Annotated in this window: 12 protein-coding genes and 2 pseudogenes; 8 read left to right on the top strand and 6 right to left on the bottom strand. The window is 70.5% G+C overall.

The window, feature by feature from the left end:
- Positions 1-24: 24 nt before the first annotated feature.
- Positions 25-321 carry a PH domain-containing protein gene (locus AC08OT_RS04825; protein WP_476591828.1) on the bottom strand — a complete coding sequence of 99 codons (297 nt, stop codon included), beginning with the start codon at positions 319-321 and terminating at the stop codon, positions 25-27.
- 597 nt (positions 322-918) lie between these two features.
- Positions 919-2,055, bottom strand: a complete 1,137-nt coding sequence (locus AC08OT_RS04820; RefSeq protein WP_476591817.1) for a hypothetical protein — start codon at positions 2,053-2,055, stop codon at positions 919-921.
- Between the two features lie 357 nt (positions 2,056-2,412).
- Between AC08OT_RS04820 and AC08OT_RS04815 the strand changes: the two genes are divergently transcribed.
- The 6 genes and pseudogenes from AC08OT_RS04815 to glgX all read left to right on the top strand — a co-directional run bounded on the left by AC08OT_RS04815 (position 2,413) and on the right by glgX (position 8,028).
- Entirely contained in the window at positions 2,413-2,796 is a 384-nt protein-coding gene (locus tag AC08OT_RS04815) for a hypothetical protein (protein WP_476591818.1), read from the top strand.
- A 128-nt stretch (positions 2,797-2,924) separates the two neighbouring features.
- On the top strand, positions 2,925-3,488 hold the full coding sequence (locus AC08OT_RS04810; protein ID WP_476591819.1) for a hypothetical protein: 564 nt from the start codon (positions 2,925-2,927) through the stop codon (positions 3,486-3,488).
- 112 nt (positions 3,489-3,600) lie between these two features.
- Positions 3,601-4,365, top strand: a pseudogene (locus tag AC08OT_RS04805) (radical SAM protein); the annotation flags it as partial.
- Complete coding sequence (locus AC08OT_RS04800; RefSeq protein ID WP_476591820.1) at positions 4,365-5,165, top strand: methyltransferase domain-containing protein; 801 nt, start codon at positions 4,365-4,367, stop codon at positions 5,163-5,165. The pseudogene AC08OT_RS04805 and the gene AC08OT_RS04800, both read left to right, overlap by 1 nt.
- A gap of 2 nt (positions 5,166-5,167) precedes the next feature.
- The gene (locus AC08OT_RS04795) at positions 5,168-5,503 is read left to right on the top strand and encodes a hypothetical protein (protein WP_476591821.1); all 336 of its coding nucleotides are present in this window, start codon (positions 5,168-5,170) and stop codon (positions 5,501-5,503) included.
- Positions 5,504-5,628: 125 nt separating this feature from the next.
- Complete coding sequence (gene glgX, locus AC08OT_RS04790) at positions 5,629-8,028, top strand: glycogen debranching protein GlgX (protein WP_476596764.1); 2,400 nt, start codon at positions 5,629-5,631, stop codon at positions 8,026-8,028.
- Here the strand turns inward: glgX and glgP are convergent.
- Both glgP and acs read right to left on the bottom strand, forming a co-directional pair.
- Positions 8,025-10,583: an alpha-glucan family phosphorylase gene (gene glgP / locus AC08OT_RS04785; RefSeq protein WP_476591823.1), complete on the bottom strand. Its 2,559-nt coding sequence runs from the start codon at positions 10,581-10,583 to the stop codon at positions 8,025-8,027. The genes glgX and glgP overlap by 4 nt on opposite strands.
- A 133-nt stretch (positions 10,584-10,716) precedes the next feature.
- The gene (acs, locus tag AC08OT_RS04780; protein WP_476591824.1) at positions 10,717-12,720 is read right to left on the bottom strand and encodes an acetate--CoA ligase; all 2,004 of its coding nucleotides are present in this window, start codon (positions 12,718-12,720) and stop codon (positions 10,717-10,719) included.
- A gap of 261 nt (positions 12,721-12,981) precedes the next feature.
- Here acs and AC08OT_RS04775 point away from each other — a divergent pair, with 261 nt between their 5' ends.
- Positions 12,982-13,110, top strand: coding sequence for a hypothetical protein (locus AC08OT_RS04775; protein WP_462203748.1), 129 nt, complete (start codon positions 12,982-12,984; stop codon positions 13,108-13,110).
- 16 nt (positions 13,111-13,126) lie between these two features.
- Positions 13,127-13,903 (top strand): enoyl-CoA hydratase/isomerase family protein, encoded by a 777-nt coding sequence (locus AC08OT_RS04770; protein ID WP_476591825.1) that lies wholly within the window; start codon positions 13,127-13,129, stop codon positions 13,901-13,903.
- Between the two features lie 65 nt (positions 13,904-13,968).
- Here the strand turns inward: AC08OT_RS04770 and AC08OT_RS04765 are convergent, their stop codons facing one another.
- Both AC08OT_RS04765 and AC08OT_RS04760 read right to left on the bottom strand, forming a co-directional pair.
- Positions 13,969-15,039, bottom strand: a complete 1,071-nt coding sequence (locus AC08OT_RS04765; protein WP_476602564.1) for an endonuclease/exonuclease/phosphatase family protein — start codon at positions 15,037-15,039, stop codon at positions 13,969-13,971.
- Between the two features lie 170 nt (positions 15,040-15,209).
- A pseudogene (locus tag AC08OT_RS04760) lies at positions 15,210-16,087 on the bottom strand (transcriptional regulator); the annotation flags it as partial.

Genomic DNA, 16,087 nt, shown 5'->3' with positions numbered 1-16,087 from the left:
GGCGGGGCGCTTTTTGCTGCCGGCCTATGGGTTCCGCGGATGCTGTCGCGACTGCGTCGATAGACCGTTGAGCATGTCTCGGACCTTTATGGGCTCCGGCACTGACTCGAGAGTCACCGTGTCCTGACCCCATCCGCGGTGGACGTGAACGGTGACGTCACCGACGCCACGTGCTCGTTGCATGAGGGTCTGGCGGACGTCGATGTCGAACAGCCATTCGAGTTCATACTGCTCGGTTGTGGTAGTGGCAATGCCTCGGGTGACGTAGAGGCGGATGTTGGTGAGCCGGTAGCGGCCTGCGGCGCGCCCACCGGAGGCCATGCCGGCGATCGTCTGGCTGGTGGCCTCCCACAGGACACGTTCATCATGGGGAGCGTGACCTCTCGGGTGCCGCTGGGGTGGCGGGTAGTCATGCCACGGCCCGGAACGCTCTTGGCGGGCAGGCGGATGTGAGCTGCCGTACGGATCGGGTGGCACCTGATGTGTCGTCACGTCTCCCCCTGTGGATATTGGGAGGACCGACGGTATTCGCCGCCTTGCCTATGAGTGGACCCGGGAGCCACCAGTTGGCTAGCCGTTGACGTGAGTGTGTGGTGCGGCGGAAGCCCCGCGATCCTGGAGGTCGCCCCGGCCCGCTGTCAGCGCCAACCTCGGGCCGATGGTCTTTGATCCAGCGTTCGACATCGGTGGCGGCCCGGATGCTGGAGCCCGATGAGAGCGCGATGATCGACCTCCGGTCTATTTCCACAGGTCGGAGCGCCCTAAATGACTTTAGGGCACCCACGACCGGTAACGCCGTCGCCCTGATATAGCGTCGGATCGCGGGCGCGGCCTGACCTCCCGCACCACCGCTGACCCCGGCCGCTCACAGTGGCCGGGCTCTTCCTTCGGCATGCTCGGACGCTAGGTGCGGGAAGGTCAGACGGTGGCCAGCCGGCGGCCGAATTCCTGCACCAGCGGCTCCGACTTCCACGCGGACAGATCGGCGGCGAGTCGGCGGGCGCGGCCGTGCACCTCCGCGTTCGGCGCATGCTTCACCACGTCGAGTGCGGCGACGACGGACGTTGCGGCAGCGTCGGGGGCTGGACGCTCGCCACGAAGGTGCCCAGATGCGACCGCCAGATGAGCAAGCGCCATCCCCTGACAGGGACGCGCAAACGACTCGGCGGCGGCCGCGCCGTAAGTGATCGCCACCGCGGCGCGGCCGGGTATCTGCGTGGCGGTCAGCGCGGTGAAAAGGTGCTCGTTGGCCTCGCCCCACACTATCCCCGGCTGGCCGCTGGCTGCGGCGCGCATCCCCTCGCGCATCGCCGCGAGGGCCTCATCGGCGCGGCTGTACAGCCCCGCAGCCGCGGCCGCTTCCGCCTCATAGGCAGCAAGGCGTGCGCGGTCCGCTGGATCGGCGATCTGTCGGCCTTGTGTGGCGATGTCGGCCGCGTTGAGCGCCAGCCCGGCGTCGAGTGCCTGCCACGACTGGATCCCGGCGACGCGGGCCTGGAGTGCTGGTTCACCGGCGGCGTTGGCGCGAACTTCGGCGATCCCAGCGAACACCCGGCCGAATTGTTCATGCCCCGCGAACGCGGCGACTGTTGACAGGCCGGCTGCGAGCGTGCCCGCCAGCAGAGTCAGCTTCGGGACGTACGCAGGATGAACCCGCCGGGACAGGATCCCCTCAACCACTGTCCATGCGTCGTACGCAGGCGGGAACAGGTCGGCTGGGTCGGCGGCGTCGCGGTCCCGTTCAAGGTCGGCGAGTGCGGTTTCCGCGTCCGCCACATCCATGATCTTGGGCTGGTGTGATTGGAGCTGCGTATCCACGTCGCCAGCGAACGCCAGCACCGCCGTCGCGCTAAGACCGCCGACGCCGAAGAGTCGCCTATCCGTTGGTCTCACCTCCCGTGTTGCGTCCACTGTCCGCCCCGGCAGCGGGGGAAGTCCACCCATACCGGGAAACGCCTTCGCCGCGACCCGCGCGAGCCGGATTTCTTCGTCCTCCCGTTTGGCTTGCACCCACAGGGTGAACAGGCCCCCGCCCGCGCGAAGAGCCTCATCCATCGCGATGATCACAGTGTCGGATGGTATGCGCCACTCCCGGCCGCCGGGCTGCCGTCCTTGGGCGGCAGCCGAGAGGGCTTGGCGGCTCACGCCGGTCTGATGTTCCAGTCCTGAGAAGGTGGCGTTCCGGCGCCTCTTGAGGGTCTCAATGTGTGCGGTGAGCTGGTCGAGAGCGGGTCGCGGCTCCGGTCCTGGTCCAGTGTGCACGGCGGGGGTCCTTTCGACCGACCGTGGGCCTGTGCGGCGATGCATTGCATGCACGTGCGTGCATTGCAGTCTGTCTCTGGTCTGGTGCGCAGTGTGTCATATCCGTACCGGCGGATGTGCCGGCCGGCACTCGGAGGACAGGGAGGATTCGTGACGCTGACGGGCTCTCCCTGCGGGTTGTTGGCTGCTGCCGCCGAAGGTGGCCATCCCCGCGCCGGATCGCCGACCAACAGCGGCGGATCGCCGGGCGGGCAGCGGGCGGCCACCTATGCCGGGAGGGGGAGCGGTCCCCGCCGCTCGCGGGCACCCTCCCCCTTCCGGACCCTGCCGGCCCGCCGGCCCGGAGCGAACTGGATTCCAGTGCAGGACGGGGCGCCGGCGAACTACTCGATCTCCGTGCTCGACGGGGCGGGAAACCCGGTCGAAACCCTGATCGGCTGGCCGACGGCCCGGCTCGCCGACGAATACGCCCGCACCCTGGCCGGGATCGCCGGCTACCGGGTGGTGCCCTGCCGTCGGGCCGGCGACCCCTGAGACCGGGGCCGTCCCTTCCCCGAGGCGGCCCCACCTGATCCCTCCCCGCCTGCACGCCCTTCGCCGGGGCACTCCGTGAGCACGGTCGCAGGCGGGGAGGCTCCAACCACCGCCACAGGGAGAGATGCATGATTGCCCGCACCGAATCGGACGGGGCGGCATGGCGCCGTCCCGTCTGCGCCCCCGGGGTTGAGTTCGGCCGAGCCGACGACATCCTGATCCGCTACGAGTACGGCGGGGAAGGCGGCACGGTCCGTCTCCCGGCCCCCATCTGGTTTCTGCTGGTGCGGGATGTCCGGGCCGGGCGGCTCGACAGTCTTGAGCCCTGGGATGACATCGTCGGCTGGACGTCGTGCGGCGCCGGCCAGGTCGCGCAGGTCGAAACGGAAGTCGTCCTGCTCTACAGACCGGACAGCCGCAGGAGATATCGATCCCCGAGGAGATATGGAAGCAGGTTGTTACCGCGATCCGGGCCCGGGCGGTTGACAACCTCGGAGAGGCTGATCGTGGAGACAGTCCCGGAACCCGCCCGCCCGCCGGTGTTGCGGTTCTCCCAGCTTTGTAAGGGCTGTTCCGGGTTCGCGGTGCGGATCGGCACCTACGCGACAGTCTACGGCTACTCGAAGAAGTTGATCTCATACTGTCCGTGGTGTGCCGGCACCGGCCGTACCACCTGGGCGCCCCCGGTCTGATCTCGAGACATCTAGACGTACCCGAGGAGATGCCATGCCGCCCACAACCATGCCCGCGCTCGACTTTGTCGCGTTGGAGATCACCGGCCGGTGTTAGCTCGCCTGCGTCCACTGCTACGCGGAGTCGGGCCCGACCGGCGGCCACGGGTCGATAGCCGTGGCCGACTGGCACGCGGTCATCGACGACGCTGTCACGCTCGGCGTGAGAATGGTGCAGTTCATCGGCGGGGAGCCGACCCTGCACCCGAACCTTCCCGACCTCGTCGACCACGCGCTCGCCGCCGGCCTGGAGGTGGAGATCTACAGCAATTTGGTCTGGGTACCCGACCGGCTGTGGCCGACGTTGATGCGCCCCGGGGTGCGGGTGGCCACCAGCTACTACGCGGCTGACTCGGCGGGTCATGACCGGATCACCGGCCGTGTCGGTTCCCACATTCTGACCCGCGCGAACATCCTTGAGGTGCTGCGCCGCGGCATCCCGCTGCGGGTTGGCGTCGTCGACACCGGCGACAGCGCCGCCGCCGACCGGGCACATTCGGAGCTGCTCGGCCTCGGCGTGCCGATCATCACCCGCGACCGGGTCCGCGAGTTCGGCCGCGCCGGAGCTGGGGCGGATCCAGCACCTGCGGAGCTGTGCGGGAACTGCGGGCATGGCCGGGCGGCGGTCCTGCCCGATGGCAGGCTTACCCCGTGCGTGATGAGCCGCGGCCTCGACGGCGGCAACGTCCGGGACACCCCGCTGGCCGATCTCCTGACCGCAGGGTGGTGGCGGGACGCGGTCGGTTCCGTTCCGCGCCGGGGAGTTGGCGTCGACGGGTGCAATCCGGATGACAGCACGCTCTGCGGGCCGGTCCACCCCGAGCCCGACCCAAACTGATGACGGCGGACTGGCGGACCCACGCCCTCGCCTTGGCCGACGTGGTCACCCATCCCGGCTCCCGCTGGTACCCGGTCGTCGCCGGCACCCCGCGGCACGAGTTCGTGCCTGCCTGGTGGACACGCGGCGGCGGGTGGACTCTGCGCCGCGGGTCGCTCGCGGACGCCTACGCCAACGATTCGTTGGTGACCCGCGTCGGCCCGCTCCATGCCGACCACGCGACAGAGGGCGATCATCCCGCAGGCCGGCCGACATCGTCGTCTACCATGCCATCCCTCGTCCTGACCATGTACCGGCACGCCCGGATGGCCGAGGGCCTGGACGTCGCTGACATCGGCACGGGTTCCGGGTACGGCGCCGCGCTGCTCGCGCGGCGCTACGGCGACCAGTACGTCACCACGTTGGACGTCGACCCGTACCTGGTCGACGTCGCCGAGCAGCGTCTCTCCGCTCTTGGCCTGCACCCCACCGCCCTGACGGTGGATGCGACCGGGCCGCTGCCCGGCACCTACGACCGGATCGTCTCCATGGTCTCCGTCCCCTACATTCCCCCGAGCTGGCTGGCCGCGCTGCGCCCCGGCGGCCGGCTGGTCACCACCATCACCGGGACCTGGATGATCCTGACCGCGACGAAGACCCCGGACGGGGTCGTCGGGCAGACCGAGACGGACTTGGCAGGGTTCATGGGCACCCGCACCGGCCCCGACTACCCCCGACCGCGGTCGATTCCGAGGCCGATTCCGGCCTGCTCGCCGAACGAGACGGGGAGCAGGTCGGAACGGGCCGCTACCCGGTCTTAGACGTGGCCAACGCCTGGGAGCTGTCCACCATGCTGTCCCTGGCGGTCCCCGGCATCTCCCACCACTACCAGCGCGAACCCGACGGCCGGCACACCGCGCTCATGGCCCACCCGGACGGGTCCTGGGCGCGAGCAACCGCGGTCGGCACCGAGCCTCCGACGGTCCACCAGGGCGGGCCGCGCCGGCTGTGGGACGCGCTCGACGCCGTCCGCGACGACTGGCTCCGCCTCGGCATGCCCCCCTTCCTCGGGGCACGCGCGAGGATCCTCGACGACGGCACGATCAAGCTCGCCTTCGGAGACTGGCGGGCAACCATCCAGGCCACCCCTGCGCCCTAGCAGGGGTCGTCGTCGGCGCAGCCATCCTCCTTCTTTTGACGTCATCCCCGGCCTGTTCCACGGCCACCGTGTTTCCCGTGCTCCGGAAAAGGGGATCGGTTAGCGTCGCCAAGGTGTCCGACACCGTGAAGACCACCGTCTCACCGGACATACCGGCATCCCCGGGCGTACCGGCGCCGACCGCCTCCGGGCTCGCGCCGGGGTGCGCGGTGCCACTGGGCGTGACCTGGGACGGGTCCGGGGTGAACATCGCTGTCGTCGCCCCCGGGGCCGAGGCGGTCGACTTCTGCCTGTTCGATGCCGACGGCCGCGAGACACGCCATCGACTTCCGGAGCGTGACGGCGGGGCGTGGCATGGCTATCTGGCCGGCGTCCGCCCCGGTCAGCGTTACGGCCTGCGGGCACACGGTCCCTACGACCCGGAGCGGGGCCAGCGGTACAACCCGGCGAAGCTGCTGGTCGACCCCTACGCCCGATTGGTAGCCGGGACGCTGCGCACGGACCCGGCGATCTACGGATTCGGTGGCGGCGACCCCTACGGCTTCGAACCGGACCCGCGGGACTCCGCACCGTTCGTGCCCCGCTGCGTCGTGACCGGGCCCGGGCGGGCGCAGCGGGGCCCCGCCGGGACCAGGGACTCCGGATTCGGGGACCTCGGGATCGGGGACCCCGGATCCGGGAGTGGCGGTTCGACGGGTCACGGCGTACATCCGGGCATACATCCGGCGGACAACCGGCCCACCATCCCCTGGTCGGACACGATCATCTACGAGGCGCACGTACGCGGGCTCACGAAACGTCACCCGGGCCTGCCGCCACGGTTACGCGGGACGTACGCCGGGCTCGGCCACCCGAGCGTCCTGGCACACCTGCGCCGGCTCGGCGTCACCGCGATCGAACTGCTGCCGGTGCACGCCTCGGTCTCCGAACCGGCCCTGCTCGAGCGCGGAAAAATCAACTACTGGGCCTACAACACCCTGACCTTCTTCGCCCCTCATGCCGGGTACGCGGCCACCGACGACCCGATCGGCGAATTCCAGGCGATGGTCGTCGCCCTGCACGCCGCCGGCATCGAGGTGATCCTCGACGTCGTCTACAACCACAGCGCCGAGGGCAGCGAGCGGGGCCCGACGCTGTCCCTGCGCGGCCTGGACAACACGACCTATTACCGGGTAGAGCCGATGGATCCCCGGCGCTACCGTGACGTGACCGGCTGCGGCAACACCCTCAACACGTCCTCACCGCACGTCGTGCGGCTGATCTGCGACTCGCTGCGGTACTGGGTGACGGAGATGGGCGTCGACGGGTTCCGGTTCGATCTCGCCACCGCGCTCGCCCGCAATCCCGACGCCTTCGACCCCGCGGCAAGCCTGCTGACCGCCATCCACGCCGACCCGATCCTCGCCACGGTGAAGCTGATCGCCGAGCCGTGGGACGTCGGCTGGGGCGGGTACCAGGTGGGGGGGTTCCCGGCCCCCTGGGCGGAGTGGAACGGGCGGTTCCGCGACACCGTGCGCGACGTGTGGAACAGGCACACCAGCGGCGTCGCCGATCTGGGCTATCGGGTGTCCGGCTCGTCGGACCTGTTCGAGCACGGCGGCCGACGCCCCTGGGCATCGATCAACTTCGTCACCGCCCACGACGGCTTTCCCCTGGCCGACCTGGTCTCCTACAACGAGAAGCACAACGAGGCCAACGGCGAGGGCAACCGGGACGGCGAGGCGGACAACCGCTCGGCGAACTACGGGGTGGAGGGCGCGACCGACGACCCGGTGATCCTGACCATCCGCTGCCGGGTGCGCCGGGGACTGATCACGACGCTGCTGCTGTCCACGGGCGTCCCGATGCTGCTCGCCGGCGACGAGTTCGGTCGCTCGCAGGGCGGCAACAACAACGCTTACTGCCAGGACAACGCGGTGTCCTGGCTCGACTGGCCGACCGACCTCGCCGGATCGGTGGACGTCGCGGAGCCGGACCACGTCTACCCCGACCCGGCCGGCCCCGACCCGGCGCTGTGCCGGCTGGTGGGCGGGTTGGCGGCACTGCGCTCCGCCGAGCCCGTGCTGCGCCGGGGGCGGTTCTTCCACGGCGGCCAGTCGGCACCCGGGCGACTCGCGGACATCACCTGGTTCCGTGCGGACGGGGCGGTGATGTCGGTGGCGGACTGGAACGCCCCGCGGGTCGCGACGCTCGTGGCCCATGTCGCCGGCAGCCCCGTCGCTGAGGATCCTGCCGGCGGGCGGGGGACGCACGATCGACCGGCCCACGGCACTGGCCTGGTGTACGTGTTCCATCCGGATCGCGGCGACACCGTCGTCACCCTGCCCGGTGCCCCCTGGGCGGCCCGCCACGACCTGCTGCTCAATACCGCCGACGACGATCTCGCCGGATTCCCGGCGACCGTCGCGGTACCGGGAACCAGCTATGCCGGCGGCGAGTCCCTGACCGTGCTGGGCCACAGCGTGCTCGTCCTACGAGCCCATCCCCCCCGCACCGCGGCTTCGCCGCGGTGCGGGGACCCCTAGGGGTTGGTAACCAGGCCCAGTTCGGTGATGCTCGCGGTGAGTGCGTGCCGGGGCAGCACCCGCACCGTGTAACCGAAGGGTCCGGTGCGCCCGAGCGGGATGGTGCCCTCGTAGCGGTGACCGCCCTCCCCTTCGCCAACCGGCTGCAGGAACAGCGTCGAAGGATCCAGGATCCGGTCGGTCTGGTCGATCCGGCCGTAGGAGGCGAGGACGCCGACGTCTTCGAGGGCCAGCTCACCGAGGTCGATCGTGGCCCGCACCACCAGCGACTGGCCCACCTGAGGGGTGTCACCGAGACCAGCGGAGTCGACGTTGAGCACGCGGACCCCGGGCCACGCGGCCTGCACCCGGCTCTTCCAGGCGGCCAGGTCCCGGGCCCCGGCGAAGCCGCCGGCGGCGGCGGCCCGGGCCGAGACACCGGCCGGCACGTAGTAGCGCTCGACATACTCCTGGACCATGCGGCTGGCCAGGACCTGGGGACCGAGAGCCGACAGGGTGTGCTTGACCATCGCGGCCCAGCGCCGGGGGATGCCGTCGCCGGGCTCCGAGTCGTAGAAGTGGGGGGCGACGGTGTTCTCCAACAGGTCGTACAAGGCGACGGACTCGATGTCATCGCGCCGGTCGGGGTCCTCGACCCCGTCCGCGGTCGGGATCGCCCAGCCGTTCTGGCCGTCGAACATCTCGTCCCACCAGCCGTCCCGGATGGACAGGTTCAGGCAGCCGTTCAGCGCGGCCTTCATCCCCGACGTGCCGCACGCCTCCAGCGGACGCAGCGGGTTGTTCAGCCAGACGTCCGATCCGGAGTACAGGAAGCGCGCCATCCCGATGTCGTAGTCGGGGAGGAAGACGATGCGCGACCGCACGGCCGGGTCGTCGGAGAACTGGACGATCTGCTGGACGAGCTGCTTGCCACCATCGTCGGCAGGGTGCGCCTTGCCGGCGATGACCATCTGGATCGGCCGCTGCGGGTGCAGCAGCAGCCGGCGCAGCCGGTCACGGTCCTGCAGCATGAGGGTCAGCCTCTTGTAGGACGGCACGCGCCGGGCGAAACCGATCGTGAGGATGTCCGGATCGAAAACCGACTCCACCCACTCCAGCTCACCGGGTGCCGCGCCGCGCTCGAGCCAGGAGGCCCGCAGCCGGCGGCGGACCTCGGTGACGAGGCGTTCCCGCAACTGCCGCCGGGCGGCCCACACGACCTCGTCGGGCAACGCGGAGATCTTCTCGAATCCGGCCGCGTCGTCGGAAAGCAGGCCCGGGCCGGGCTCGCGGTCAGCAAGCTCGATGATGGGCCGGGACACCCAGGTCGGGGCGTGCACCCCGTTGGTCACCGAGCCGATCGGGACCTCGGCGGTGTCGAAACCGGGCCACAGCCCCGCGAACATCTCCCGGCTGACGATGCCGTGCAGCTTGCTGACGCCGTTCGAACGCTGCGCGAGCCGCAGACCCATGTGGGCCATGTTGAAGACGTTGGGGTCGGCCTCCACCCCGAGCTGCAGGATCCGCTCGACCGGCACACCGGGCCAGCCGTTGTCCCCGCCGAAATGGCGGGCGACCAGGCTGCGAGGGAACCGGTCGATGCCGGCGGGGACGGGGGTGTGGGTGGTGAACAGCGTGCCGGCGCGGGCGGCTTGGAGCGCCTCGTCGAAGCTGAGCCCGTTCTCGACGAGCTCCCGGATCCGCTCCAGGCCGAGGAAGCCCGCGTGCCCCTCGTTGGTGTGGTACACCTCGGGCTCCGGAGTCCCGGTCACCGCGGCGTAGGCGCGCAGCGCACGGACACCCCCGATGCCCAGCAGCATCTCCTGGAGCAGCCGGTGGTCGGTCCCGCCGCCGTAGAGCCGGTCGGTCACCCCCCGCTCGGCCGGCTGGTTGTCCTCGACGTCCGAGTCGAGCAGCAGCAGCGGGACCCGTCCGACCTGCGCCTTCCAGATCTGCGCGTGCAGCGTGCGACCCTCGGGCAGACCGACGGCCACCTTCACCGGCATCCCCGCCGGATCGGTCAGCTGGGCCAGGGGGAGCCCGTGCGGGTCGATGCCCGGGTACCGCTCCTGCTGCCAGCCGTCCCGGGACAGCGACTGCACGAAGTACCCGGCCCGGTAGAGCAGGCCGACGCCGATGATCGGCACGCCGAGGTCGCTCGCGGTCTTGAGATGGTCGCCGGCGAGGATGCCGAGGCCGCCGGAGTACTGCGGCAGCACCTCGGTGATACCGAACTCCGGGGAGAAGTAGGCGATCGCCGACGGGGCGCCTTCGGCCTTCCGCTGCTGATACCACAGATCGGCTGTCAGGTACTCCTGGAGGTCGTCCGCGACGTCGGTGAGCCGGCGCACGAACCGGCGGTCGGCGGCCAGCGCGAGCAGCCGGTTATGATCCACCTCGCCGAGCAGGCGGACCGGGTCTCCCTTCGTCGCCCGCCAGAGCTCCGGATCAACAGACTCGAACAGGTCCAGCGTCTCGGGATGCCAGGACCAGCGAAGATTCAGGACTAGTTCCCCTAGTGGAGCAAGCTGCCCGGGGAGCTGCGCACGGACGGTGAACCGTCGGAGGGCTCTCACGAAGACGTGAGCCTAGACAGTGCCGGTGACGTCGACACACCCGGGTGCGGCCAGCTGGTCCCGGCCGGGAAACAACTGTCATGTCGACCCGATGACAGCCAGAATTGTCCGGAACCGGGGACCGGAACCGCTCTTACTCGTTGTCTCGGGCGGTGCCCACCTTGGCCGCGAGCGCGGCCATCACCGCGGGGTCGCGCAAGGTCGTGACGTCGCCGAGTTCCCGGCCTTCGGCAATGTCACGCAGCAACCGGCGCATGATCTTACCGGACCGGGTCTTCGGCAGGTCGTCGGCCCAGATGATCCGCCGCGGCCGGGCGAGCTTGCCGATCCGCCTGGCCACGTGCTCGCGCAGCTCGGCCTCGGTGGCCTCGTTGCCCGAGCGGTCACCGGCGAGCGTCACGAACGCGACGATCGCCTGGCCGGTCTGCTCGTCGTACTCTGCGACCACCGCCGCCTCGGCGACGGCCTCATGGGCAACGATCGCCGACTCCACCTCCGCGGTGGACAGCCGGTGCCCGGACACGTTGATGACGTCGTCGATCCGCCCGATGATCCAGAAGTAGCCGTCAGCGTCGAGGCGCGCGGCGTCGCCGACGACGTAGGTCGACGGGCCGAAGCGGGAGAAGTACGTCTTGACGAACCGCTCGTCGTCCTTGTAAAGGGTGCGCAGCATGGATGGCCATGGCTTGGTGATCACCAGGATTCCGGTGCCCTCGGTGACCGGCTCGCCGTCCTCCGAGAGCAGCGCCGGGCTGATACCGGGCAGCGGCAGGGTCGCCGAACCCGGCTTGGTCGACGTCACGCCGGCCAGCGGCGAGATGAGCACGGAGCCGGTCTCGGTCTGCCACCACGTATCGACGATCGGGCAGCGACCACCGCCGATGACCACGTGGTACCACAACCATGCCTTCGGGTTGATCGGTTCCCCGACCGTGCCGAGTACCCGCAGCGAGGACAGGTCGTGCCGACCGGGATACCGCGCGCCCCACTTGATGCACGTACGGATCGCCGTCGGCGCCGTGTAGAACACGGTGACCTTGTACTCCTCGATGAGCCGCCACCAGATGTCGTAGTCGGGGTAGTCCGGCGCCCCCTCGTACATCACGCTGGTCACGCCGTTCGACAGCGGGCCGTAGACGATGTAGGAGTGCCCGGTGATCCAGCCGACGTCCGCGGAACACCAGTAGACGTCGGTGCCCGGGTCGATGTCGAAGACCGCCCGGTGAGTGTAGGTGGCACCGAGCAGGTAACCCGCGGTCGTGTGCAGAATCCCCTTCGGCTTCGCGGTCGATCCGGAGCTGTAGAGGATGAACAGGGGATGCTCCGCGGACAGCGGTTCCGGCGGGCAGTCGGGCGCCGCCGCGGCCAGCAGTTCGTGGTACCAGACGTCCCGGCCCGCGGTCATCGGCGCCCCGGTACCGCCCGGCCCGGGCACGACCACAACGTGCTCCAGTGCCGGGAGGTCACCGAGCTCCGCGTCGACGGCGGCCTTCACCGGCGCCGTCCGCCCTTTGCGCCGCGCGCCGTCCACGGTGATCAGCACCTTGGCGTCGGAGACCTCCATCCGCTCCCGGACCGCGGACGGCGCGAAACCACCGAAGACCACGTTGTGGACCGCGCCGATCCGGGCGCAGGCCAGCATCGCGACGGCCACCTCGGGAATCATCGGCAGGAAGATCCCGACCACGTCGCCGGCGCGCACGCCGAGCGAACGCAGCCCGTTCGCCAGCCGCTGGGTGTCGGCGAGCAGGTCCGCATAGGTGACGGTGCGCCGCTCTCCCTCCTCCCCGTGCCAGTGGAAGGCCACCCGCTCGCCGCGCCCGGCCGCCACGTGCCGGTCCAGGCAGTTCTCCGACAGGTTCAGCGTCCCGTCCGCGAACCAGGTGTAGAAGGGCGGGTTCGAGTCGTCGAGTACCTGCGTGAACGGCGTGTGCCAGGTCAGCAGCTCCTCGGCCTTGCGAGCCCAGAACGCGTTCGGGTCCGCCTCGGCGGCGGCCCGGTCGGCGTCCATCGGCCGGCGCCGGGTGAAGGCCGCCGACGGGTCGAAACGCTCCACTGACAGCAGGCTCTCCAGGGTCGCCTCGAGATCGGCGACGTTCTCGAGACCGGTCGGGACGCTGACAGCTGTGTCGGCCACGGCTCCTCCTGGGTCGGCTCGGGACGAACAGCACGGTCATACTCTGCCCCTCGGTCTACCACGAAGGCCCGTCAACTCTCAGGAGTTGCACGGCAGGTTCCGGCGGTCGGTAGGTTCCGGGAGTGGGAGGGGACCGACCGGTGGCCGACAGTTGGTAATGTCCGCTACTTCCAGTTAGGGGCTAGTGCGCCGGCTGGAACCAAGTGATCCCCGAACCCGATCGGGAGATGATTGATGAAGATCAGCTCGTGTCGGCCTATCGTGACGACCGACACCTACAGCGATACCGAAACCATCCTCAAAGCCGGCGCCGTCGACGATCTCGGCGGGCCGGGGCGGGGTGGGGAACGCCGGGGTGCCGGACGCCTCGCCGGTCGTCGAGGGGCCTGAAGCGGGAGGAATGCGGATGAGTGTGGTGCGGCTCGAGGTTGACGGCGGGATCGGCACCATCCGGTTAGACCGGCCGCCGATGAACGCGCTGGATTCCACGGTCGCCGCGGAGCTGCGGACCGCCGCGGTCGAGGCGACCCGGCGGTCGGACGTCCGCGCGGTGGTGCTCTATGGCGGGGAGAAGGTGTTCGCCGCCGGGGCCGACATCCGGCAGATGGCGCCGATGGGTTACGCCGAGGTATCCGCCTGGGTGGGCGATCTGAACTCCACCTTCGAGGTCGTGGCCCGGATCCCGAAGCCCGTGGTCGCCGCGGTGACGGGCTATGCCCTGGGCGGCGGGTTGGAGCTTGCCCTGTGCGCGGACGTGCGGGTCCTGGCCGAGGACGCCCGGGTCGGCCAGCCCGAGATCCTGCTCGGAGTGATCCCCGGTGCGGGGGGCACCCAGCGGCTGCCGCGCCTGATCGGCCCGTCCCGCGCCAAGGACCTCATCTTCAGCGGCCGGCAGGTCCGGGCGGCCGAGGCCGCGGAGATCGGCCTGGCCGACGCCGTCGTTCCCGCGGGTGAGGTGTACGTGCAGGCGAAGCGGATCGCGGGCCGGTACACGAACGGCCCGGCGATGGCGCTCGCGGCGGCGAAGCACGCGGTCGACGACGGCGCGGAGATCGCGCTGGCCGAGGCGCTGCGCCTGGAGGCGGCGCTGTTCGCCGGGCTGTTCGCCACCGAGGACCGGCGGATCGGAATGGAGTCCTTCCTCGAGAGCGGGCCCGGCAAGGCCGACTTCATCGGCCGCTGACCGGAACCTCGTGCGGTGCCTGTGGTTAAGGGTCCCCGGATGGCGCCGAAGGCGCCATCCGGGGACTACCGCATGGCCAGGTCGGCGATGACCGGCCGGTGGTCGCTGCCGAAGTCGCCGCCGACCTCGAAACCCGTCACCGCAAACGCGGGTGAGGCCAGCACGTGGTCGATGCGCAGCACGGGCGGCAAGATCAGGCTTTTGGAGTTCCAGGTCGGTTGCCACCCGCCGCCGACGACGTCGTGCGCGTCGCGTACCCCCGAGCTCACCAGCCGGCGGAACGGCCGGTGGTCCCGGGTGGCATTGAAGTCGCCGGCCATGACGACCGGCAGCGTGGCGTGCTCGAGCTGCGCGCGCAGCGTGTCGAGCTGGGTCCGCCACTGGTCGGTGTAGGCGCTGGTCGTCGGTGAGATCGTGTGCACCGCGTACACGACGAAGCGTCGACGCTCATCCACCTCCACGGTGGCCCGCAACGACATCGATCCGCCGACGACCGGGGCCGCGGCGTCGTGCAGCGGGAAGCGGGAGAACACGGCGGCGCCGAACGCACCCGGCTCCGGGTACACCTCGCGGTACCGGTAGCTCGCCAGCGCCCCGGACGAGGTGACCCGCGCCAGGGTGAGCGGGGAGAGCTCCACGAGGACGAGCACGTCCGGGTTCGCGGCGCGGATCTGCGTGCCCAGTCGGTCGGCGCGGTCGTTGTAGTAAAGCAGGTTTGCCGACATCACCCGCAGGCGCGCGGCACCCTGCGGGGCCTCCTCGGCGCCGCCGGGGAGAACCTCGGGCAGGGTCCAGAACAGATGGATGGCGATCAGGGCCATGGAGATAATCATCAGCAGGTTGCGGCGGAGTGCGAAGGCCACCGCCACGGTGGCGTAGGCCGGGAGGTAGAGCAGTTCGGTCCCGGCGTTGATCGCGGAGTAGGGCCAGCCCACCGCATCGTCGAGATGGGCCAACCGGCCGAGGACGACCCCCCCGAGCCCGGCCGCTGTGACCCACGCGACGATCACGACCAGGGGGCGGACCGGGAAGGCCGGGCGCGGCCGGGGCTCCGGGGCGGCGACCGGGATGTTCTTGTGCCGGGAGATGGGGTCGATGTCCGGCACGGCGGAACCGGACTCCTGCGCGGAACTCACTGCACTAGAGTGCCCGGCTGGCAGGGCTGTCCGGGAGGCGGGTGCTCCCGGACAGCCCGTTCGGTGGTGAGACGTCGGTAACGGGTGGGGCCGATGGCCGTGGCTTGCCGGCGCCGGGAGCCGTCGGCGCTGAAGTCGTCGGCGCCCGTGCGACGGCTATCGGTGACCGGTCAGGTGGCGGCTGTGACGTCGGCTGTGGCGCCGACCAGTGGGCGCGCCCGTTCGTGCCATTCGCGGACCGCCACCGTCGGGTGCGTGTCGAGCTCACGGTCCAGCTCCCGCAGCTTCTCGGTGACCCGGGAGGACGACAGCTGCCCGGCGACGGAGACGGCTCGGTAGCCCGCCTCCAGGGCGGCCTCCAGGTCCGGAGTCGGTCGGCGCAGGTAGGCCAGGGCGAGGTTGGCCTCGGCGTAGCTGCGGGTTCGGGCGCGCGCCGCGCCCTGCAGGCTCCGGGCCTCGAGCAGTTTCGTCTCGGCCGGTCGGGCGTGGCCCAGCAGTAACAGGCAGTGACCATGGCACTCGGCGACGTCGCCGGCGTTGTAGTGGCCGGCCCAGGACGGTCCGTCGTCCCCGTCGCTGCGCGCGATCGCCCGGTCCATCTTGTCCAGGGCCTCTATGCAACCGGCCTCGTCACGGTTGCGTGCCAGCGCCCAGGCATGCTTGTCGTGCAGCATGGCCTGCACAGCATACGAGGAGTGCCGCACCGCGCGGCCGAGGGCCGCCCGGGCCAGGGCGAGGCTCTGCCGGGGATGGCCCAGCCGGGCGGCCTGGTCGCTCATTGCGGACAGCGCCCGGCCGGCGAGCATGGCGTCGTCGGCGTGCTCGGCGAGGCTGAGGGCCTGGATGTAGTAGCGCTGCGCGAGGGCCTGCCGGTTGCTGTCTTGGGCGAGCCACCCGCTGAACTGGGTCAGCTCGGCCAGCGCACTGAACAGGTCGGGGCTCGGCCATCCCTCCCGGGCGGCCCGGGCCCGGTCGTGCAGAAAGGCGACGACCTGAGGCCGGATCTCGTCGCCGCCGAACTTCGCGTCCAGTCGGCGGAAGGTGTCCG

This window comes from Frankia sp. CgJB1 (assembly GCF_977947065.1).
Note: the sequence above shows the minus strand (reverse complement) of the source record. Positions and strands in the feature narration are given on the sequence as shown.